The following is a 23272-nucleotide window of genomic DNA, read 5'->3' as shown; positions in this document are numbered from 1 at the left end:
TTGTCATTGGATAAACAAAAATATGAGACAGATGAAATTAAGAACTTTATTATATATCGGATTAATGGCTTCGGTTGTGGCAAGTACATCATCTTGCACCAAACTGAAAGAGGAGTTTAAGGGTGAATTAGAGGAGGGAACCTCTAATGTCGAACCCGGGGGCTTGTTAACTACAGCTTACTCTTCGCTAAACACGCCCTATCAGCAGGAACAGCGCTGGGTGATGCAGGAGATTTCTACCGATGCAGCAATGGCACCTACGCGCGGTGGAGACTGGGACGACAACGGAATGCACCGGGCCATTCACTTGCATACCTGGAATGCTGACAATGCTTATATGAACAATACCTTTGTCAGTCTGGGCACAGCCATCTATAATGCCAGCAATGTCCTGCGCTATAAGCCCAATCCGCAACAAACTGCCGAGGCTAAATTTATCCGGGCATTAGCCATGTTTGATATTTTAGATCTTTATGGGGTAGTACCTATTCGCGAAGGTGAAGCAATGGAGGACTTTAGGATCGCTCCAGAAGTTTTGCAACCACAGGCAGCCATTGATTATATCGTCAAAGACCTGAATGATATTCTAAGCAGTCTTCCAGCAGACGGGGCCGCTTATGTAGCAAATAGGAATGCCGCGAAGACCCTGCTTATGAAAATTTACCTAAATAAAGGAGCATTTTTGAATAGACAAGCACCTACTTTTGCCGCCGAGGACATGAATAAGGTCATCGCTTTGGCAAAGGAAATTACGATGACGGGTAAATATGCAATATCGGCCAAAGGTAAATATTTTGACAATTTTGCGCCGGACAATGATGTGAAGTCTACCGAAAATATTTTTACATTGTTTAACAAAAATGGAGAACGGGGCGGAAATGTGGACCGGACCTGGAATACTATTGCGCATTATAATATGAATCCGGGTGGCTGGAATGGCTGGTGTACATTGTCGGATTATTACGATAAATTTAGTCCTACCGATGAACGTAGAGGAATCTATTATGAGTATGCTGCAGATACGACTTCCAATAGAAAAAAAGGATATAAACGCCAAAATGTGGGCTTTTTTGCTGGGCAACAATATAATTGGAGCACAAATAAACCGTTGATGGCCAGAAATCCATCAAGTGCCCCCTTGTCATTTACCCGGGAGGTGACCATCCGCACATCAGGAGCCACCTTAGAAACGGCAGGAATTCGCCCAATGAAGTATGCATTTGACTATGCGGTTTCTGGACAGCGGAACAATGATTGGGTGGTGTTCCGTTATTCGGATGTGCTACTGATGCAGGCAGAAGCAATTTTGAGAGGCGGTACTGGCGGGGCAGGTGAGGCGCTGGCTTTGGTCAATAGTATTCGGGCAAATCGGGGTGCTACCAACTTTACGGCCTTGACATTGGACAATCTATTGGATGAACGCGCACGTGAATTGTATTGGGAAGGCTGGCGGAGACAAGATTTGATCCGATTCGGCAAGTTCTTGCAAGCTTGGCAGGAAAAAGCAGCGGATCCGGATCCAAAAACACTGGTCTATCCATTGCCTAGCCAACAGATTGCGGTTAACCCTAACCTGAAACAAAATCCAGGTTATTGATAAAGAACCGACCAGCGGTGACAGCGAAAAAATGTCTCCTAGCTGGTTTGGTACGTATAAAAGGTCTTTAGCATGGGGGGATTTCCCCCTATGCTAAAGACCTTTTCTTTGGCTAAGCGGGTACATGGATGATCATCGTATTGCTCACTAATTCATCGGGGCAGGGCTAGGTCTCCTTCGGATCAGCTACCTATCTGCTTCGCTATGTCTGCGTCATGAATCCATGCTGAGTCCGTGGTGAGTCCGAGTTAGACACGGATTCACCACGTAACGAAACTGGTCTTACCCTACTCGCACCCCCTCTATGCCTCGAAAAAGGGCCATAGCAGGTACGAAGCGGACTCGAATGAATTGTAATAATGCGTTTGACACGGACTCTGTTTATATAAGCTATTTATTTGTATTTTAAAATGATTTAAATGTTTTGTTATTGTGTCTATTTGGGTAGAAAATAGATATGATAAAAGCTAATTATTTGGTTTTATCAATAAATATGTAAAGAATATCGATAATGATTTTTACTCTTGGATAGAAAACGATAGGCTGACTTTCAAAATGATTGCCCAAATAGAGAAATGGAATATCGTTTTTAAAGTTTTTTGATGTGACTTCTTGAAGATGAAAATATTATCTTGTTTTTTTGATAAAAAATAGTCACTTTAGTTGTGGATAACTAGCCAAAAAAGATTGGTGGTTTGATGGGCGAAACTTAGACGTCTCTCAAAGGCCAAGTTCCGATGTAATGGTTGTAAACAATGATTGCAGGGAAGCAAGACTATCTAAATGTAGATTATGATTAACGAAATCCTACAACGGGCACCGACAAACGAAAAAGAGTTTTTTTTAGCTTATCGTTATTGGTATAGAAAATTATATTATTTTTTATATCAGAAAACACAGTGTTCGGATCTTGCTGAAGATGTTGTCCAACAGACATTTCTGATCGTTTGGGAACGGAAAAATGAATCGAATCAACAATTGTTATTTAGTACACAGCTCTTTCAGATTGCACGTACCAAATTGATTGATGAGCTTCGGCGCCGGGCCTTGAACAGAAAGTATATTGATTTTGAAAAGCCTTTTGTGCTGAGCCAGTACGAGGATATGGAACGCAGGATAGCCTACAAAAACGAACTGGAATATGTTAAGGGACTAATCGCTCAAATGCCCTTTATGCGGCAGCAGGTCTTTTATCTGCATAAGTTTGAAGAGCTGAGCTACAAAGAAATAGCCGTCAAGTTATCCATTTCGCCTAAGACCGTAGAGAACCACATCAGCATCGGTCTAAAATTCATTAAAAAATTTTTCAAATTGCTTTAGGGGATACAGTGGCCTTTGTTCGTATTACAGTTAAATACCCGTTCGCAATCGGGTAGCAACTGTTATGAATCGTAAGCAATTATTAAATAAATTCCTGGCAAACCAATGTTCAGCGGAGGAGGCTAAGCTTGTATTCTCCTGGCTTAACGAGGATCCGAAATTGTTGGATGACCTGATTTCGGAAGATGATTGGTCAGCTTATATCGCGCGGGAAAAAAGCAACAAACGTGGCGGCGATTTCCTGTTAAAGAGCCTGCTCGTATTTTTTGTATTTGGACTATTATTTGTTTGTTCAAACCTGCTTCAGGATACCGCTAACGAACGGACGATAACATCAGCAAATCGAATCAAAGAAATTTATTATAACCCATCGCTACGGACCAAAGAAATCATTACAGCGGATGAGTCCCATATTTTTCTTGAGCCCGGGGCTTTCATTGCGGTTTACATCAAACCAAACTTGGATCTCCGACAGGTCCGGGTATTGGAAGGAAAGGTCCGCTTTCACGTCGCCAAAGATCCATCGAAACCATTTGTTGTACAAAGCAACCAGGTGATGACGACCGCACTTGGGACGCAGTTTACAGTAGACTATAACAGTCGCTCCGCCCAGGTCACCGTTCAATTATATGAAGGGAAGGTACGTGTGGCTTCTATTGATGAAACAATTGCCAAAATTTTAAAACCTGGACAGCAGGTTTATGCTGCATTTTCACAACTTATTCTTTCAGATTTTAGCCAGTATGCTCATGCAAGTGCTCCTCATACGATTGAGCGTAGCGGCGGCGTTGTGAGGAATGCGAATGCATATACCTATCCGACAACAATGCATCAATCGGATGACTGGTTGCAATTAGACGAAACATCCGTCTCGGAAATCATTCAATATATCAATCATGAATTAGATATGCCGGTGTCATATGACTCGCTGCTGGTGAGGAACTATCGTTTAAAAGGACGTTTCCGGAAGAATAGGTTGATGGATTTAAAGGACAAAACCCAGTTGGCTGAATCTATCCTGCAATTGATCGTTGAAGTGAACCCCTTTAAACTGGAAAAACAACAGAACACATACATACTCAAACCTAAAAAATAGAATTATGGTAAAATTCAACTTAACCAAGAAACCATTTTTTGTTTTGCTGCTCCTGACACTGATATCTATTCATGGTCTGGCTGGAACGATCAATGGTGTCATCAAGAATGCCGCCGGGCAGCGGCTAGCTGGAGTCAGCATTATGTTGAAAAATGCAGGAAGCAATTTTTCGACAAGCGGTTCCAGTGCGGCCGACGGAAGTTTCCGTTTTGCGGATGTCCCTAATGCCAAGGGCTACGAATTGACGTTCTCCTATATTGGTTATCAAACTTATGTAGAAAAAAATGTGCAGGTATCCGCCGCGGGAACAACGACTTTATCCATTATTTTGGAAGATCAGGTCAATCAATTGGAAGATGTAGTCGTCATTGGATATGGTAAACAGAAAAAAAGCGACCTGACGGGGGCCATTGCCTCGCTTTCCAGCAATGAGCTGACAAAAGGCGGCGCAGTGAGTAATGTCGGACAGGCATTGCAGGGTAAAGCATCCGGGGTAGTGGTCACACAGAATTCCAAAGCACCAGGAGGCAGCACATCCATTCGGATCCGGGGGACGAACTCCATTAGTGGCAGTAATGATCCCCTCTATGTGATCGATGGATTCCCTACAAATAACGGGATAAACATTAATCCAGAAGATATCGCTTCTATGGATATTCTCAAAGATGCCTCTGCCACGGCGATCTATGGGTCAAGAGGAGCAAATGGGGTGATCATTATTACAACGAAACGTGGTAAGACTGATCAGAATAACATCACCTACAGTGGTTACGTAGGGACACAAAACCCGATCAATCCCTTCACTTTTTTGGATGGTAAGCAATATATGAACCTGGCAAACGCGCTATATAAGGAGATCGAAGGACAGGAAAATCAGGAGTACGCGGTGTACACCAAATCGCAGCTCGAATCGGATGTCAATACCGATTGGGTAAAGGAGACCATGCGTAACAGTGTTTTGCAAAATCACAATCTACAGTTTTCGGGCGGTGGTGAGAAAACGAAAGTATTGACAAGCTTAGGCTATTTTGATCAAAAAGGTATTTTGAAGACCACCGATTTTAATCGGATATCCGGTCGTATCAATGTGGATCAAAAGGTCAATGATTATATCCGGACAGGTGCAACCATATCTGCTCAACGGGAGAAATCCAATATGCAGCTTTATGATGGCAATATTCTGAATTCGAACGTATTGTATAGTATATTGACTTATGATCCCACTATTCCGGTTTATAATGCGGATGGTAGTTTTGGAAGACCTCCGGGTGGACAGGGAGACAATCCTTTGGCCAACCTGATTTCGCGAATCAACGATGTGCAAAGGGATAAGTTAAACGGGAATATCTTTGTTGAAGTCAACCCGATCAAAGAATTGACTTTACGTATGAATGCCGGAACGGAAATTACCCATGACCAATTGGGTAGTTATCTGACCCGGGATTCTTATCAGGGGGGGATTGATGGCGGGGTCGCCAGCCAGGCAGATTATAATGAAACACATAATCTGATTGATTTTTATGCTACCTATGCCAAGGTCTTTAATGAAAAGCATAATCTGAATGTGATGGGGGGATATTCCTATGAGAAATATGTGCGTAACAACAAGGGCATCAATGTCAAAGGTTTCTCGACCGACTTATTGGAATATAATAATCTGGGAATGGCCTCAAGTATTACCGGAGTGAATTCTGCCAAATCGGAAAACCTGGTGATCTCTTTTTTTGGTCGTGTGAATTACAGTTACGACGATAAATACCTGTTGACAGCAACTTTACGTCGGGACGGCTCTTCCCGTTTTAGCCCGAATCATCGTTGGGGAACTTTTCCTTCAGCAGCTTTTGCATGGAAAATAAACAACGAGGATTTCATGCAGGGACAGCAGTTGTTTTCGGACCTCAAGTTTAGATTGGGGTATGGACAGACCGGAAATGATAGGGTGGCCGATTATGCTTCTTATGGATTAATGGACAATGGACATTATACTTTTGACGGTATCAATAATGCGGGTGGGGTAAAGCAAAATCCGACCTATCCTGAAAATGACAAACTGAAATGGGAGTCGACTACCCAGTATAATGCCGGGATTGATTTTTCGTTCTTTAAAAATAGATTGGCGTTTACCTTGGATGCCTATTACAAGAAGACAAATGATTTGCTGATCAGAAGTATTCTACCTTACTATACGGGATATACTTCCGGACAGCGTAATTTGGGTTCTATGAACAATAAAGGGCTCGAGTTTTCCGTAACGAGCAAGAATATGACCGGGGAATTCACCTGGGAGACAAAATTAAATCTTGCCATGAACCGTAATAAGGTGTCCAGTCTTGGTGGTGAACCTGAGCAGCTACTCACATCTTCAAAACCGATGGGTAATGTCTCCGAAGAAGCCTACTCTGTAATTCGTGTCGGCGAATCGTTGGGTTCTTTGTTTGGTTATAAATACCTTGGTGTCATTCAGCAGGGAGAAAAATATGCGCCTCAGCCCAATTCGAAACCTGGAGATCCGAAATTTGCCGATGTCAATGGGGACGGTACGATCAACTCAGCCGACCGCACAATTATCGGACGCGGCTATCCGAAACTGAATTTTGGTATGACCAATTCATTTACCTATAAACATTTTGATCTGACGGCCTTTGTCTACGGAAATATCGGCAATGACCTGCTCAACATGACGCGTATGAACATCGAATGGAAGCGCGGAATTGAGGCATTAAATCGCTGGACGCCGAACAATACCAATACGGATATTCCACGAAATGGGTTCTATTATATGAACTATGGCGGCTATATTAACGATCACTTTATTGAAAATGCTTCATTCCTACGTTTGCGGAATTTGACCTTGGGTTATACATTTCCATTGAAAACGAAAGCAATTCAATCGATACGTGTTTATGGCATGGCGGAAAACCTGTTTACCATTAGCAATTATTCGGGCTGGGATCCAGAAGTTGACACAAAGGGTTATGAAAATGATGCCTTGGTCAAAAATAGAGCTGGAAACAACCAAAGTGCCAATGCCGGTGTGGGACTGGATTTTAATTCCTATCCGTCCATGCGTTCTTTCACTTTTGGCGTAAGTGCCACATTTTAACAGGTAATACCTTAATTTTAAATGACATGAAGACGATTAAAAGTAATTTTAAATATATCCTAGGGCTAGCCGGATTAGCGTCCATTCTTACCGGAAGTTTGCAGAGCTGTACCAAGCTTGAACCGAAATTGTACAGCGATCTGACTACCAAAAATGCCTATTCGACAGAAAGTGACATCAATGCGGCTTTGACCGGTATCTATACCAGTTTGTCGCCTTATCCCGGTGATGCTTATTTATATTATGCGGGATATCTGGTGATGATTACGGATTATGCCACCGATATGGGATTTTCGACTGCTGCCGGAGATCCTACCCGGATGAGCAATTTTACCTATGATGACAATAACCGCTATTTTAAATTTAACTACCAAAATATGTACCAGGTCATCAGCAATGCCAATATGCTGATTGACCGCATTGACAATGTAACGATCCCGGAGGATCGAAAAAAAGAAATTATTGCGCAGGCAAGATTTCTGAGAGCATTATCGTATATGGATCTAACGGACGCCTGGGGGCCTGTGCCGCTTATTACGACTGTGAAAAATCCGACGGAAAGCTATAATGAGCCTTTGGCTGCGGTGGAAAAAATCGACGCGCAGATTGCGGCAGATTGTCAATATGCCATTGATAACCTTCCTGAACGGTGGTCCGCTGATATAGGACGTGCTACGAAAGGAGCTGCGCTTACGCTGATGGGTAAGATGTATATGCGTTCGCATAGCTATGATAAGGCAAAGACCTATATTGATCAGGTATTGGAGCTGCGAAAAAAGGGTATATATAAATTAAATCCTGACTTCAAGAACGAGTGGTCTGATGATAATAAAATGGATATGGGCCTGATCTTTGGTGTTCTACATGAACCAACACTCAATGGCGGGGAGATTACAAATCACTTTGGACCCACCGATAATCCTGAGGTACCTGACCGTTGGCAATACTACGGCGTTTCACTTGATTTCTGGCGAAAATATAGTGACCTAGATCCACGTAAGCAGTTTTTTTACTACAATTATGAGGGCAAGGCAGCAAGGGATAAGAATACAAAGCATGGGTTCTTTTATATGTTACCTGCCAAAGGACAAACAACGCCACCTATCGATACGGTCAAATTTTTGCAAAATGTCGCTACAAAAAAATACTCCTATGGCATGATCAATAACTCTTATCTCGATGGACGGACCATTCAGGTGTTTCGTTTAGCGGATGTTATTCTGTGCAAAGCAGAAATCGAAAATGCCTTGAATGGACCTGCGGCAGCATTGCCTTACCTCAACGAAATACGTAAACGGGCCGGTGCGCCAGCGTATGGAGAGCATCCTAATTTTCCAGTTCCGACGAGCAAAGAAAGTATGATCGATGCATTGGTCGATGAACGTGGTTTCGAGCTGGTGTTTGAATATAAAAGGCGTCAGGATCTGATTCGATTGGGCAGATATGAAAAAGTAAGCAATGCCTATCTGAAAGGCCGTGGACTGAAAGAAAATGTGACCGGAGCGATGCGTTATTTCCCTTATCCATTGGAAGAAGCCCGCCTGCATCAGGAAATGACAGCAGCAAATCCATCACGATTACCGAAATAATCAGGAAAGCGAATAAAAAATATGCAGATGAAACTATTCAAAGCAATTATTGTACTAGCTGTTATTGCGGCTGCTTCTGCTGGTTACTATTATTATACGAATCAGGTCGAAATTGACACAATTGAACTGACGTCGCCCAATAACCTACCGCTGGATGAAGACATTCATGTGCGTCTCAATAAACCCGCGGATGTGTATATCGAATACTGGAAAGAGGGGAATGGGGATGTGCAGCGGACGGTGACATCAAAATCGGTGCAGCATCATACCTTTCACTTGTTGACGCTGGAACCGAATAGCAGTTACAAATTTCGGGTGGTCATTGACCGGGCCATCCCAATCAAATCCAGTGAACAGTCGTTTAAGACAAGACCGCAATCCCCATGGATGGTACATGATTGGATCAAATCCGACCATCCACACGATGAAAAAGCACTTGGGAATGGTCTTGTATTATTGTGCTATCGTGGCTATCCCGGCTATATGGCCATGGTCGATGGTAAGGGAACGATCCGTTGGTACTGGCAGGACGAGAAATTGGGTGTTCGCCTAGCTTCATTAACCCCAAGGGGAACAGTTTTAGCCTTACTGGCTCCTGCCAGCAAAGATGAGTTCAATAAGCCCAATCAACCGAGTAAAAAGTCCACCAATGCCAGTTATTATCTCCGCAGCGGAAGGACCGGGTTTGTAGGGGGGACCGTCTTGGTGGAGATTGATCTGACAGGGAAGGAAATTAACCGAATTGACCTGGACAAAAAAGGGATCGTGATGCACCACGATGTACAGATGGACAAGCGGAATAATATTGTCGGTATTGTCAGGGATTTTAGAATAGATGACCGACCTGGTCATCCCAAAGATACGCTTTGGGGAGATGCTATCTTAACCATGGATACCAAAGGAAATGTCTTAAAAAAATGGTCCCCCTGGGAAAAATGGGATATTCTCAAGGACAAAAAACTGGATAGCTTGAAGCACGATAGATTCCACTTTAATACGATTTCTTTTGATCGGGACAGCAATTACCTCACTTCGTCGCCAATTGAAAATCAGGTTTGGAAAATTGATGCGAAAACGGGCGATATTCTCTGGAAATTAGGAAAGGACGGTGACTTTAAATTGAAGGAAAGCGACCTGTTCTATTTTCAGCATGCACCACATATCACGAAAACCGGTGAACTCCTGCTGTTTGACAATGGTGATTTCTCCCCCCGCGATAGTACAACGGCTAACAAACAATCCCGCGCCATTGCTTTCAACCTAGACCAAAAAAACAAAACGGCAACATTGGCTTATGCGGCCCCTATCCCCAAAAAACAATTCACGGCGCGGATGGGAAGTGCTTATGAACTAGCGAATGGTAATCTGCTGCAAACAAGTTCAAAGACGGGATCGGTACTGATAACGGATAAAAAAGGTAAGGTGCTCTGGGAGTTAAACGCCTATTTTATACCTTATCGGGCCGTGTATGTTCCAGAAGAAATTTGGAGTAAATATCGAAAAAACTAAGGCATAAAAATAGATCAGGTCATCTTGAGTGAAAGTGCGTATACCATATTAGCTCAAGATGATTTTTAGGACGATTAATAAATATAGTGACATATCGACGTGTACAGGCATTTGTGTACACCTAACACCTTGTATGATGAAGAAAAGAACAGCCTACCCTAAGTTGGCAACAATCCTTGCCGTATCATTTTTAGTAAACGCTGTCCATGCGCAGCTGGCTTATCCGCCTGAAAAGCAAAAATGGGATGCAGATCAGCTTGGTAACCACCGTGCGGTATTGAAAGTAAATTCAGACCAAAAAGAAGTGCAGGTAGCTATTCCCTGGCGTAACCGATGGGTGGAGGCCAACCAACAGGTGATTATCGTGGACAGTGCGAGCAATAAACAGATCGGGTCGATTAATTATCTCTGGATGAATGCCGAATCGGGGGGCTTGCGTTTTCATCCGACTTCAGGCAAGGGAATATATTATGTCTATTATTTACCGTATAAAATGGGCGGGCGGAGCCGCAATTATCCGGACGCAATCTATCTGAAAAATTCAACATCGGCACCGGCGCAAGCAGCAAAAAGTAGAAGCATAAGCACCAAAGGTGTTCGTGTTGAACGCTTTGATGCCGTGGATCAGTACAATAGCAATGATCCTATGGAAGTGTTGGCTACTGGGGCGGAAATCAAAAGTTTCTTAAACCGCAATGCAAAAGAAGATTATTTTGTTTTCCCTGAACGAAGGGAGTCGCCCATAAAAATGGAAAATAACCTCCCGCAATTGTGGATGACAAAAACTAAAACCCCGTCTCAGCTTGAAGGGAATGCCGAAAAAGGCGAGTATTACGCGTTTCAATTGGGCCTTTGGTCGCCGAAGCAAGATCTTCAAGCGATTCAGGTATCATTTTCGGATTTTAAGTCCAGCGATGGGACAATAATTGCCGCTAATAGTTTGAACTGTTTGAATACTGAGGGTACAGCTTATACCGGAGAGCCCATGCACCTGACCGTAAATGTACCTTCGAATAGGGTACAAGCGCTATGGTGCGGTATGCAGGTACCGGAAAATATTCCGGTGGGCACTTATACCGGCACCGTGACCGTCAAACCAAAGAATGCGATAGCGAAGAAGGTGCAGCTTATATTTCATGTTTCGGACAATGGCAGTGGACTTGCTAGTGTTGACCAGCCCTGGAAAATGACGCGGCTGCCTTGGCTTAACTCAACTTTGGCACAAAAAAATACAGTCATTGCACCCTATACGCCAATTGTGTTGACGGCTGACTCGACCTTACAGCTACTGGGGCGTGAAGTTAAGCTGAGCGCAAGTGGTCTGCCCAAACAGATCAGTACATTTTTTACGCCTGAAATGACATCGATCTCGACAAAACCAAATGAATTGTTGTATGAACCGGTGCATTTTCATTTTTATCGCACCTCCGATGGTAAGGAAATACTCTTGAAAGCCGCGGGTGTACAATTTAAAGAAAAAAATGAGGGTGAGTACAGTTGGATAGCCAAAAATGAATCGGCCGACCTTACTATGGAAGTGGAAGGTAAACTGGAATTTGATGGTTATTTACATTATGTGGTTAAGCTAACCGCATTAAATGATATCAGTTTAAAAGATGTCAATATGCATATCCCGGTTATGCCTGACAAAGCAAACTATTTTATGGGACTGGGATACAAGGGAGGAAAGCGTCCCGAACAGCTTGCCTGGAAATGGGATGTGGCGAATAAGAATCAGGATGGTGGCTGGATTGGTGCTGTAAATGCAGGACTTCAGTTTTCACTACGCGATGAACATTATTCACGACCACTTAACACAAACTTCTATCTTCAAAAACCACTGGTGCTACCAAGCTCCTGGGGCAATGAGAATAAAGGTGGAATAGATATCGGCCTCAAAGGTAAATCGGTATTGGTCAATAGCTATAGTGGTGAACGTCAGCTTAAAAAAGGAACAGTACTCTATTATAATTTTAACCTACTAATTACCCCATTCCATCCGATAAATACCGAAGCGCAATGGAACGAGCGCTATTATCACGCTTATAAACCAGTCGATTCGGTCGTGGCAAGTGGATCAAACGTCATTAATATCCACCATGCCAATGTGATCAATCCTTATATCAATTATCCATTTATCGCGACCAAAGAGATGAAGCAATATATTGATCAGGCGCATCAAGCTGGACTAAAAGTGAAGATTTACAATACGGTGCGGGAAGTCTCCAATAGAGTTTATGAACTTTATCCACTACGAAGTTTAGGTACCGAGGTATTTTCACCGGGCAAAGGCGGTGGTTATTCCTGGTTGCAGGAACATGTGGGGAAAAATTACATTGCGGCTTGGTATGTGCCAGAATTTAAAGATGCCGCGATAATCAACAGTGGTATGAACAGATGGCACAACTATTATGTGGAGGGTATGAACTGGCTGGTTGACCATATTGGTATTGATGGGATTTATTTGGATGATGTTGCTTTTGACCGGGTGACAATGAAGCGTATCAAACGCGTGTTGACCAAAAATGGAAAATCGGGCCTGATTGATTTGCACTCAGCGAATCAATATAATAAAAACGACGGCTTTAACAACAGTGCGAATCTCTACCTCGAACATTTTCCTTATCTCAATAGATTATGGTTTGGAGAATATTTTGACTATGAAAATAACCAACCTGATTTCTTTTTAACAGAAGTGAGTGGCATCCCGTTTGGATTGATGGGCGAAATGCTTCAGGATGGTGGTAATCCATGGCGCGGAATGATCTATGGGATGACCAATCGGATGCCCTACCAAAAACTGACACCGAAGGACTTGTGGAAGACCTGGGATAACTTCGGTATCAAGGGGAGCAATATGATCGGTTATTGGTCACCAAACGTTCCAGTAAAAACGGATAACGAGAAAGTACTGGCAACGGTTTATACCAAACCCGGAAAAGCGATGGTTGCGATAGCCAGCTGGGCTGATACAGATGTCGATGTACAGCTAGTTATTGATTGGGAAAAACTGGGTATTGATTCCCACAAGGCCAAACTATCGATTCCTGCAATAGCCGATTTCCAATCTGGTACAGCTTATAAGATGAACGATAAGATTTCTATTGCCAAGAATAAAGGGATCATTTTGCTAATAGAATAATAGCTAGTAGCCTATATATCCTAGGGAGTTAATCCGGGTTCTTTGGAGAAGATGTGGAATGCTCGTATTGCTGGAGTTGGCACATTTATCTGAAAGCTTCCGGGCAACTAGTTGATTAATGAATAAATACATATTTCAATGAAAAAATGGCTCGTGTTAGCGCTATTGGGGCATGCGATATTAACTGTATTGGCGCAGAACCCTACAAAGATCGCTGAGGTAAAAAAACGGTATACAACCTATCCTTTTTCGGATCCGGACCCAATCGCTTCAGCACAGAAATTGTATCCTTATTTTCGATTTGATGGTTTTACAAATACCGCCATTGAAAAGGAGTGGAAGACTGTGATCTTAGAAAACGATTATATCCGGGTTCAGATTATGCCGGAAATAGGGGGAAAGATCTGGTCTGCTTATGATAAAATAGGAAAGCGGGATTATATCTATAACAATGGAGTCGTAAAATTCAGAGATATCGCGATGCGAGGGCCTTGGACCAGTGGTGGTATTGAAGCGAATTATGGAATTATAGGTCATACCCCCAACACGTCTACAGCGGTGGATTATTTACTGCAGGAGCATGCGGATGGAAGTGCAAGTTGTTTTATACATGCTTTCGATCTTTTGAGCCGCAGCAACTGGACGTTGGAAATTCGCTTGGAAAAAGACAAGGGTTATTTTTCGACACGTTCTTTCTGGTCGAATGGCAATGCCATTGAGCAACCTTATTATACCTGGATGAATCTGGGGGTCGCGGCCGGCGAGGACTTGAAGTTCCTATATCCGGGCAACCGGTATATCGGCCACGACGGGGAAGCGCATTCATGGCCCATTGATGGCGAAGGCCGTGATCTGTCCAACTATCGGGAGAATGCATTTGGGAGTTCGAAATCGTATCATGTGCTGGGAGCACATAGCAAGGCCTTTGGGGTATATTATAAGGAACACGATCATGGGATGGCCCGATATGCACTGCGTGAAGATAAATTGGGTAAGAAAATATTTCTGTGGTCACAGGCCGGAGATGGGCAGATCTGGGAGAAGTTGCTGACCGACCGGAGTGGTCAATATGTGGAGATCCAAAGCGGTCGATTATTCAATCAGAACGTGCCGTCAAGTAGTTTAACGCCATTCAAGCAAATTGGATTCGCACCTTATCAGAGCGATTCATGGACGGAGTATTGGATGCCTTTTGCCGGAATAGGTCAACCGAAAGATTTTCAGTTATCGGCTGCGCTACAGGTAAAACAAGAAGCCAAAAAGCTCCTGTTGACCGTTGATCCCAAACGACCATTACAAGATAGCATTTTTGCACTCGACAAGAATGGCTTGCCGCTCGGAGCTAATTATCTAACCGCTCGAGTGGGGGAAGTGAAACAGCTTGTTGTGGAATTAAAAAGCGATGACAGCCCCTATTATCTCAAACTAGGAGGGGATTATTTTGATTTACGACAGCATGATATTGCTAGCACATTGGATCGACCTACTGAACCAAGCCGTGAAACGATGATCGATAGCAATCAAACCAAGCTACTCGAAGTACGAGATTTGCTCCGGTTTCGACAATATGGGGTAGCAGAAACTTTGCTAAACAGGTTGACCGAAAAGCAAGTACCCCAATTGGATTTGTTGTTGGAGAAGGCCAAACTTGCCTGGTTCAGGATGGATTATAGGCAATGTTACGATTATGCGCGTCAAGCATTGGCGATTGATACGTACGATGCTGCAGCCAATTACTATTATGGTTTGGCCGCAGTCAAGCTCGAAAGAACGCATGATGCTCTGGATGGCTTTGAAGTAGCTTCGCTGGATCCAAATTGGCGCAGTGCGGCTTATTTACAGCTTGCCAAGTGCCATTACCGGATCAAACAGGATGAACCGGCTTTGGCCTATGTGGAGAAAGCATTAGTGGCGAACGGACTAAATATAGACGCATTGCAATTGCGGCTGCTCATTCAAAAGCGGCAAGGAACAGCATTGGATACGGCATCCTATGAGCGGATTGTTCGCAACGATCCATTCAATGCCTTTATTCAATTTGAAGAGAAAAATGAAGTGCTATCCAGGCAGGAATTTGCTTCGGAAAAATGTTTTGAACTGGCCATTTGGTATGCCGATCTACATGAATATAAACGTGCGGCTACTGTACTCAATAAAAATAAGCCAAATACAGAGATGTTATTGTGGCTGGCCTGGCTGACCAAAACTAATCCTACAGTGAGTCAGGAATATTTGGCAAGAGCGGCAGCTTCCAATCCAACCTTTGTGTTTCCATTTCGTGAAGAAAGTGGACCGGTGTTTGAATGGGCAGGCGAGCAGTTGAAAAATTGGAAAGTTGCTTATTTGCAGGCATTACTTTATCGTTTCCGAAATCAGGGGGGGAAAGCGAAGCGGCTATTGGATGCGGTAAGTACTGAACCATCGGATTTTGGAGCTTACTTTGCCGTGAAATCTAGCCTTGAAGAAGATCAGCAGATCGATCAGTCCATTACAGCGATGAGACAAGCGACAACAGCGGAACCACATGAATGGCGCTATGGCCTGCGTTTGGTCGAATTGTTAAATAAAGGGAAATATTACGATCAGGCACTCGAGGTTAGTGGGAAGTATCATCTGGCATTTCCCAAAAACTATATCCTGACCTTAGCCCATGTACGGACTTTGTTGTTAAATAAAGAATATCTGCTCGCTGAACGTGAATTGCAAAAGGTCGAAATCCTTCCTTTTGAAGGAGCGACAGAAGGACATAACTACTATGTACAGACCAAATTAATGCTGGCTTATAACTACCTACAACAAAAAAAATATAAAGAAGCAAATCTGAAGGTGGAAGAATCAAGAGCCTGGCCGGTGCAACTGGGGGTAGGAGAACCCTATCCGGAAGGTAAAAATGAAATTCTGGCGGACTGGCTCGCAGCTTATCTACAAAAGAAAATGGGTAACAGTCATGGTGAAACCGACTTTCTACAGCAGATAAGCCAGCGTAAGCAGCCTAATAATAAATTCGAACTCCTACTTCAACAGGCCGCCGTACAGCAATTGACGAATAAAGGTATTATTGTTCGTGGAGGTCAAGCTGTCCGAGGGATCAATCAGTCAGATGCTGTTTTTTTTGATCAGCTTCAAAAAGGAAACTTAACAGCCTATTGGCCGGAGTTGATCAGGCACATTTATTTTGAGCAAGACCAACGTATGTTTTAATTCTCTTTGTCGTTGATAGCTGTAAAACCACAATAGTTTTATGGTATTTTGTATTCAATAAAAAAGATGTAAATTGAATTAATTATACAAGAGATGAAATAAATGGTAAGAATGATCTTTAGGCAGCTCTATTTGGTATTATTGATCATAGCATTTTGCCAATGCCACGGTAATAGCAAATCGGTGGAAAATCAGGGAAAACTTCAGTCAAGAGTGGATACGTCGGAAAAAGTGCAGTCAGTTAGGGGGCAGTTCAAGTCGAATAACCAGGTTATTCAATTAAGTGCTGCAATGGAAAAGTTACTTTTTGTACTTAATAAAGGTGATATCTATCTTCCTGAAAATGGTTTTTTCCTACATTTAAGTCAAGCGGATGCCAAAAGGCTGGGGACAGCATATATTTTATTGATCCCTCTTTTTCCGGATAGGGAAAACTTATTTTTTACCTATGACCGGGATTTTACGTTTGAGATAGTTGCTGTTCCGGGTATGGAAAACTGTTATTATACAAAGAATGTTACGTTTTTCAATGCACATAATAAAGACAAGATTGCTTCAGAAAATGACCGTTATCCAGTCACTATTTTTAACCAACCTACATTAAAAGATACCATCGAATGGTCTATTTTCTCTGATTATCGCGACCTGCGCCATGTGCCACAGTGGATAGATCATTTAGACAATAATCAACAGGTTATGGTTCACTATGTGGGCTGTGCTGAAACAACTGATGGAGGATATGCCATACATGATTACAGACCTACTACGGTGGCTGATCTTGCGAGAAAAAGGTTGAATGATGTCAGTAACCAGATGGAATCTTTGGGCGTACCGGCGGCCGAGGCTTCACAGCATGAATGGAAAACCTGGTTAGATAAGGTAATCAGTCTTAATCCCAAAGATCAGTTCAAAAAAAGGGGAGCGAAAGTATGGACGAAGACATTTCAAGAAAACACGAACGGACTATTTGCTTTAGATGAAGCAAAGGACAAAATCATCCGCTTACACCCACAGCCAAATTACCTGAATTTTAAGGATCAGCAACTATTGTGTATAAATCCTGCTGACAGTAGTATACAGGTCGGTAAAATTGCTTCTCCACAACAACCAAATGCAGCGGAATTCGTTGATTTTAGGGTTGAAAATGGAACGCTATTCACCATCAATAAGCTATTCCAATGGGGGCAATACAGTGCGGAACCAAGCAATGAAAAGACTACATTTTATAAACAACGGGCTTCCAAAAAGTTGTTGTCGTTGGTACGGGATATGATCATCGATCATACTTATATGACTCCGGAGCATAGTTATATCCTTTATCATAAGGATCGGACCGTAAATTATGAAATGTTATGTATCAACAGTAAGACAGGGGCGATAATAGCGCAAAAAAATGTAGACAGGTTGTTAACAGAAGCACATATTGCCAAAGGAAAAATCGAGTATCTACCCTCAGCAGCAATGAATACCATTTCGCCGGACTTTCCATTGCTGTTTAAATTAAACGAGGTCATCTATCACCTATCGCTCAATGCTAAATTGGAACCTGTTGAAACAGTGAAGCTGCCTCCTAATTTACCATGGCATCCCCGTTATCTGTCTGCTGATAAACAGGCGTTTTATTTTGATAAAGCCGATAATGAACTTTGGTTTTATCCGATCACTCAAAAAAAGTCCATACCATCGATCAAACTAAAGGATCATCTTTTTGATCGGTATATCATGCTTCCAGATGGGGATAATTTTCGTTTCTTTTATGAATATGGAGACACATTCACGCATGGCATAAAGACGGTTTTAATCAATGGCTCTACATTTAAACAAGAGGGAGAAGCTGAGCTTGTTTATTCTTATGTACCATTGGAAACGGAATCCAGTGATAATACACCCAATAATTTAAACGCTTTTAAAATCGGGAGTAAATGGATAGTAACTTTTATGTTGGAACAGAAGCTGGTGGTGGCCGAAATTTGATTTATCCAAAGGGTTTGCTTGAATCTCAAGTTATAAAAAAGAAAGACCACTTCATTCTTAAAATGAAGTGGTCTTTCTTTTTCTGTCGGGATGGCCGGATTTGAACCGACGACCTCCAGCACCCCATGCTGGCGCGATACCGGGCTACGCTACATCCCGAATTATTCCAATAACCTGAGATAGGATGATCCTAAGCTCTTTTTTTAGGAAAAATTTTTGGTAGCGCTAAAATAGTAATTATTGACAAAAAATAAAATCTAATTGAAAAAAAGAGAATGCCTGAAATTTTAAGGTACTAAATTTCGGACATTCTCTTATGACTTCTACCCCTTTCTAGCTTTGCACGCTATTTTCAATCGTCAAGGGGCATTTGTGTTTTTTGTGGTTTTTCTAATAGCTGTTTTTTTTTAATAAACCGCTATTAGAATTTATAGCCAACCATAATACCGACGGTTTTATTCTTGGCATCCAGTGTTTTATCCACGCTGGTGAACCCATGGCTATAATAGGCATCTACTGTAAAGCTACTGACATCAATGCCGATTCCAGCTCTACCGTCAAAGGAGAATTTCTTATACTCTGTAGTAGGACCGGATTTGACAGTCTTCAGATCATAATTCAATTGCGGCCCCAATAGGCCACGGAAACTGAAATCACCATTTTGTAAAAATGTATACCCAACTTGAAGTGGAAGATTGACCTGATAGAACTTAGGGGTCTTTTGGCTACCTTCAAAAGTATACTCTTTTCGCAAAAGACTAGCTCCGATGCCCGGTTGAAAGAAGATACGATCTCCGATCCGCGCGAATGCGGCAACAGAAACTCCTACTTTACCGTTATTGTCTTTAACGGACTTGTTTCCAAATGAGGTCATGTGATAGTTGCTTCCTACGTGTACACCATAGGTGACCTCCTGAGCTTGTCCCGTTCCTGTTATTCCTAGTAATGTGAATGCCACTAAGGCCGCTTTAATTGTTGTTTTCATTTTAATACTATTTTTTATTATCTAGTTTTTCGTGTCGCTTTATACTATGACAACGGAAAATCAGTATACCCTTAGAAAAAAAACATTTTTCTATTTTTAGATAATTACCTTTAGTGCCAATCTTGGATAGCTGATCGATCATTGTCGTACTTTAATTCCAGCGGGCTGTATATACTTGATGAACTTGGGCTGGCAGTTTATTAGTAAGTTGATGGGATATTATTATCGGCAGGAAAAAAAAGTAAAAAATAAATAAGGGTAATGATTACTTGCGTTGTCTTAGTATAAAGTAGATTGTTTAATCAAATGGTAGATTTAACCAATGTCGGAAAATAAAGAAAAGAATTTCGAGCAGCTTTTTCGGGCGCATTACAAGGAATTGCATCGTTATGCTTTTAGGTATCTGGGGGATAGCGATGGGGCCGAGGAGGTCGTACAGCAAGTATTTCTGCGGTTATGGGAGAAAGATTGGGAGGAGCAGATCCACACTTCGCTGAAAGCTTACCTCTATCGTGCGATCTATAATGAAAGCATGAATGTTCTTAAGAAGGAGCAACGTAAGCTCAAATATCAGTCTTATGAACAGCACAGACAGGAATGGGAACCAGCTGTAGACGAAAGCAGCAAGGACCTGGATAAGAAACTCAGGGTGGCTCTGGCCGAATTGCCCGAAAAAAGTAGGACGGTGTTTGAACTGAGCCGCTTTCAGGAGATGAAATACAAGGATATTGCAACTACGTTGGATCTTTCGATAAAAACAGTCGAGGGGCATATGAGCAAAGCATTGCGTCACCTACGTATTGAGCTTATGGATTATTTAACATTGATTATTTTCTATCTTATCTATATGTTATGAATAAGGAATTACTGGAAAGATATATCGTTGGGGAAACCAATGAATCGGAGAATAATTTGGTGCAAAGCTGGTTGGAACAGGATCCTGCCAACAGAGCGGAATACTTAAAAGTGAAGAACGTATTTCTATCTTATCTATATGCGATGAACAAGGAACTACTAGAAAGATATATGGTCGGGGAAACGAATGAAGCCGAACGTACGATCGTAGAGGAATGGTTGGAAAAAGACGCTAATAATAGGGAGGCATATTTGCAAATGAAAAAGTTATGGGATAGCTTGCCTAAGCCTCTGGAAGTTCCAGAAGTGGATGTGGATAAGGCTTGGATGAATTTTAAAATTGTTAGGGACAGGAGAGCATCGGAGCTTACCGGAATCCCCACAATGAAAACAAAAGTGATTCAATGGAACTGGTGGGCTGCGGCGAGCATTCTGCTGGTCTGTATGGTAGGATTCTACGTATTCGACCGTTCGCAGCGCGAGGAAATGCATCTTGTGAGCCAAGAAGCTGTGCTTAGGGATTCATTGCCAGATGGGTCTACGGTAACACTCAATAGAAATACGGAGCTGGCTTATGCGAGTACCTGGAGTAATAAAAACAGAAATGTCAAATTGAAAAAGGGAGAGGTGTTTTTTCAGGTGAAAAAGGATAAAAAGCATCCTTTTGTGATCGAGACAGGGAATTCGAAAATTACGGTACTGGGGACGAGTTTTAATGTGCGTCGCATTCCCAAAGCAACAGAGGTCATCGTCGCCACCGGACTGGTCAAAGTAGCCTATGCCGACAAGGAGATTTTTCTACGGCCGGATCAGATGCTTACGATAAGGGATGCCGATACTGCAACTGTACAAAAAAAGCCTGTCCAGGATAAATTCTATAAATACTATGTAGACAGTAAGTTTAATTTTGTGAATACACCCTTGAAGGATGTCGCTGAGCTGCTTACCCGTGCGTATGACTATAAAGTTATTATAGATGATCCCAGCCTTCAACAAATACCGTATACAGCCGAATTTGAAAGAAATAGCCTGACCGAAATACTCAAGGTGATGGCAAAGAGCCTGGACTTAAAGGTCGAGGTTCAGGGCAAAGAAATTCACTTAACAAATAATCAAAAGCGATAACATGTTTTCGAAGCAAAATTGTACAGATAGCATCATGATACTATTTTTTATAAAGCGAATCAGGTTTTATCTCCTATTCTCCCTGCTATGCTCCTTTCATTGGGGGCTAGCACAGCAAAAGCTCGCGGCGGAAGTTCAGATGCCCGCTTTCTCAAAAATAACGGTCGGTGAAGTCTTTCAGCTATTAAAGGAACGGCAGGATGTATTGTTTTCTTTCAATGGAAATATTTTACAGATGGATAGCGTTATTTATCCCCGGGCTTATAAGGGGAATTTATATGATTATCTCGATGGGATTTTGGGCAAGGAGTATAGCTTTAAGGAATTAGGCAAACATATTATCGTTCAATATACACCGCAAAGAATGTCGGTTGATTTTGAGGTACAGACACCGAGGAAAGATAAGGTTGTCATTACCGGATATATCAAAAATGTCCGAACGAATAACCCAATTTCCAATGCCAGTATTTTCGACCGTAGCGCTTTATTATCTACATTGACGGACAAAAATGGTTATTTTGAACTGGATGTCAAGAAAAGAAGTAATCTGATTGCGGTGAATGTGAGTAAAGAGATGTTTCGGGATACCAGTGTGATGGTTATTTTTCCTATTGAAGCACAGACGGGTGACAAAAAGAAACGTGAATATGGTTATTTCGAAGGCTATGAAGAAGATCATGGCCTTTATAAATCTTTTTTTGGTCGGATATTCCTGTCACCTGCCCAACAGATACAGAACATGAATCTCGGCGGAATGTTCTTGTATAGTCCTTATCAGATATCCATGACACCGGGGCTAAGCTCACATGGATTTATACGGTCACAGATTGTCAATAAGTTTTCATTAAATATCATCGGCGGTGCAACCGCGGGAGTGAAAGGCGTTGAACTTGGCGGGGTATTCAATATCAACCAATATAATATGCAGGGCTTTCAGGTGGCAGGCGTGTTTAATACCGTAGGTGGCCATGTAGGTGGTGTACAGTTAGCTGGGGTAGGCAATCGGGTTTTTGGAACCGTTAAGGGAGTCCAGATTGGTGGCGTATTGAATAAGGCCGATACGGTACGGGGCGTTCAGCTTGCCGGAGTTGCCAATACAGTGCGGGAAGCCGGAGGAACAACCCAAATAGCGGGGGTAATAAACAACAGCAGTGGCAATGTGGGCATCCAAATAGCAGGTATTGCTAATAAGGCAAAAAAAGTAAAGGGATTTCAGCTTGCAGGAATAGTTAACATTGCCGATAGTAGTGATTACCCGATCGGGCTATTAAATTTAATCAAAAACGGAGAAAAAAGCCTTGCATTGGCCATAGACGCGGATCGTTATCTTTCGCTACAGTTTCGTTCCGGAGGCCGTGTGCTCTATAGTGTCCTATCGGTAGGTGCGGCTCTATCGGATGATGGACCTTCGAAATATTTCTTTGAAGCAGGTCTGGGGGCTGTGCTATTGAATAGGTCCAAATTTGCACTCCGTACGGAAATTGCGTCACGTAATCATTTAACGGACAATTTTAAATTGTTGGACAATCACCGATCTTCTTTTCGTGTCATTCCTTCGTATAAGTTGACGGATGCCTTGTCTATATTTGTGGCGCCCAGTTTCAATTATGCTGAGCGGGATGAAGATGTTATATCAGGTGGTGGTACCCGTTGGAAGCCCTGGGGAAGAGACCGTGCGAGAAACACGTTTTATGGTGGTGGAACAGCGGGGTTAATGTTAAAATTATAAAATTAAAACTATTTGGTATGTGCCGTTGTTATATAAGTAGCTTTTAA

13 protein-coding genes and 1 tRNA gene are annotated in these 23272 nt (G+C 42.4%); 12 read left to right on the top strand and 2 right to left on the bottom strand.

Going from position 1 to position 23272, the window contains the following annotated elements; translation table 11 throughout:
* Positions 1-31 precede the first annotated feature (31 nt).
* The 9 genes from ACK8HY_RS09090 (at position 32) to ACK8HY_RS09050 (ending at position 18531) form a co-directional block, all read left to right on the top strand.
* A complete protein-coding gene (locus ACK8HY_RS09090) occupies positions 32-1597 on the top strand; it encodes a RagB/SusD family nutrient uptake outer membrane protein (RefSeq protein ID WP_416133407.1) in 1566 nt (521 codons plus the stop codon).
* A gap of 792 nt (positions 1598-2389) precedes the next feature.
* Complete coding sequence (locus ACK8HY_RS09085) at positions 2390-2917, top strand: RNA polymerase sigma factor (protein ID WP_077438411.1); 528 nt, start codon at positions 2390-2392, stop codon at positions 2915-2917.
* A gap of 64 nt (positions 2918-2981) precedes the next feature.
* Positions 2982-4013, top strand: a complete 1032-nt coding sequence (locus ACK8HY_RS09080; protein WP_416133406.1) for a FecR family protein — start codon at positions 2982-2984, stop codon at positions 4011-4013.
* Between the two features lie 4 nt (positions 4014-4017).
* On the top strand, positions 4018-7116 hold the full coding sequence (locus ACK8HY_RS09075; RefSeq protein WP_077438409.1) for a SusC/RagA family TonB-linked outer membrane protein: 3099 nt from the start codon (positions 4018-4020) through the stop codon (positions 7114-7116).
* A gap of 26 nt (positions 7117-7142) precedes the next feature.
* Positions 7143-8705, top strand: coding sequence for a RagB/SusD family nutrient uptake outer membrane protein (locus ACK8HY_RS09070; protein ID WP_416133404.1), 1563 nt, complete (start codon positions 7143-7145; stop codon positions 8703-8705).
* A 27-nt stretch (positions 8706-8732) separates the two neighbouring features.
* Positions 8733-10214 carry an aryl-sulfate sulfotransferase gene (locus ACK8HY_RS09065; RefSeq protein ID WP_416133403.1) on the top strand — a complete coding sequence of 494 codons (1482 nt, stop codon included), beginning with the start codon at positions 8733-8735 and terminating at the stop codon, positions 10212-10214.
* Between the two features lie 133 nt (positions 10215-10347).
* A complete protein-coding gene (locus ACK8HY_RS09060; RefSeq protein WP_416133402.1) occupies positions 10348-13356 on the top strand; it encodes a glycoside hydrolase domain-containing protein in 3009 nt (1002 codons plus the stop codon).
* Positions 13357-13494: 138 nt separating this feature from the next.
* Entirely contained in the window at positions 13495-16557 is a 3063-nt protein-coding gene (locus ACK8HY_RS09055; RefSeq protein ID WP_416133401.1) for a DUF5107 domain-containing protein, read from the top strand.
* A 102-nt stretch (positions 16558-16659) separates the two neighbouring features.
* Complete coding sequence (locus tag ACK8HY_RS09050; RefSeq protein WP_416133400.1) at positions 16660-18531, top strand: hypothetical protein; 1872 nt, start codon at positions 16660-16662, stop codon at positions 18529-18531.
* Positions 18532-18616: 85 nt separating this feature from the next.
* Here ACK8HY_RS09050 and ACK8HY_RS09045 read toward each other — a convergent pair.
* A tRNA-Pro gene (locus ACK8HY_RS09045) sits at positions 18617-18690 on the bottom strand.
* Between the two features lie 262 nt (positions 18691-18952).
* Entirely contained in the window at positions 18953-19516 is a 564-nt protein-coding gene (locus ACK8HY_RS09040; protein WP_077438404.1) for a porin family protein, read from the bottom strand.
* A 322-nt stretch (positions 19517-19838) separates the two neighbouring features.
* Here ACK8HY_RS09040 and ACK8HY_RS09035 point away from each other — a divergent pair, with 322 nt between their 5' ends.
* From ACK8HY_RS09035 to ACK8HY_RS09025, 3 genes are read left to right on the top strand one after another with little or no spacing between them, the layout of a single operon-like run.
* Positions 19839-20372 carry an RNA polymerase sigma-70 factor gene (locus ACK8HY_RS09035; RefSeq protein ID WP_077438403.1) on the top strand — a complete coding sequence of 178 codons (534 nt, stop codon included), beginning with the start codon at positions 19839-19841 and terminating at the stop codon, positions 20370-20372.
* Positions 20369-21496: a FecR domain-containing protein gene (locus ACK8HY_RS09030; protein WP_416133399.1), complete on the top strand. Its 1128-nt coding sequence runs from the start codon at positions 20369-20371 to the stop codon at positions 21494-21496. Before ACK8HY_RS09035 ends, ACK8HY_RS09030 begins: the two co-directional genes overlap by 4 nt.
* A gap of 34 nt (positions 21497-21530) precedes the next feature.
* Positions 21531-23225, top strand: a complete 1695-nt coding sequence (locus tag ACK8HY_RS09025) for a hypothetical protein (RefSeq protein ID WP_416133398.1) — start codon at positions 21531-21533, stop codon at positions 23223-23225.
* The last annotated feature ends 47 nt before the right edge of the window (positions 23226-23272 follow it).

It is taken from the genome of Sphingobacterium sp. NGMCC 1.201703, assembly GCF_047784615.1.
Lineage (GTDB): Bacteria > Bacteroidota > Bacteroidia > Sphingobacteriales > Sphingobacteriaceae > Sphingobacterium.
This window is presented reverse-complemented; position numbering and strand designations above follow the sequence as displayed.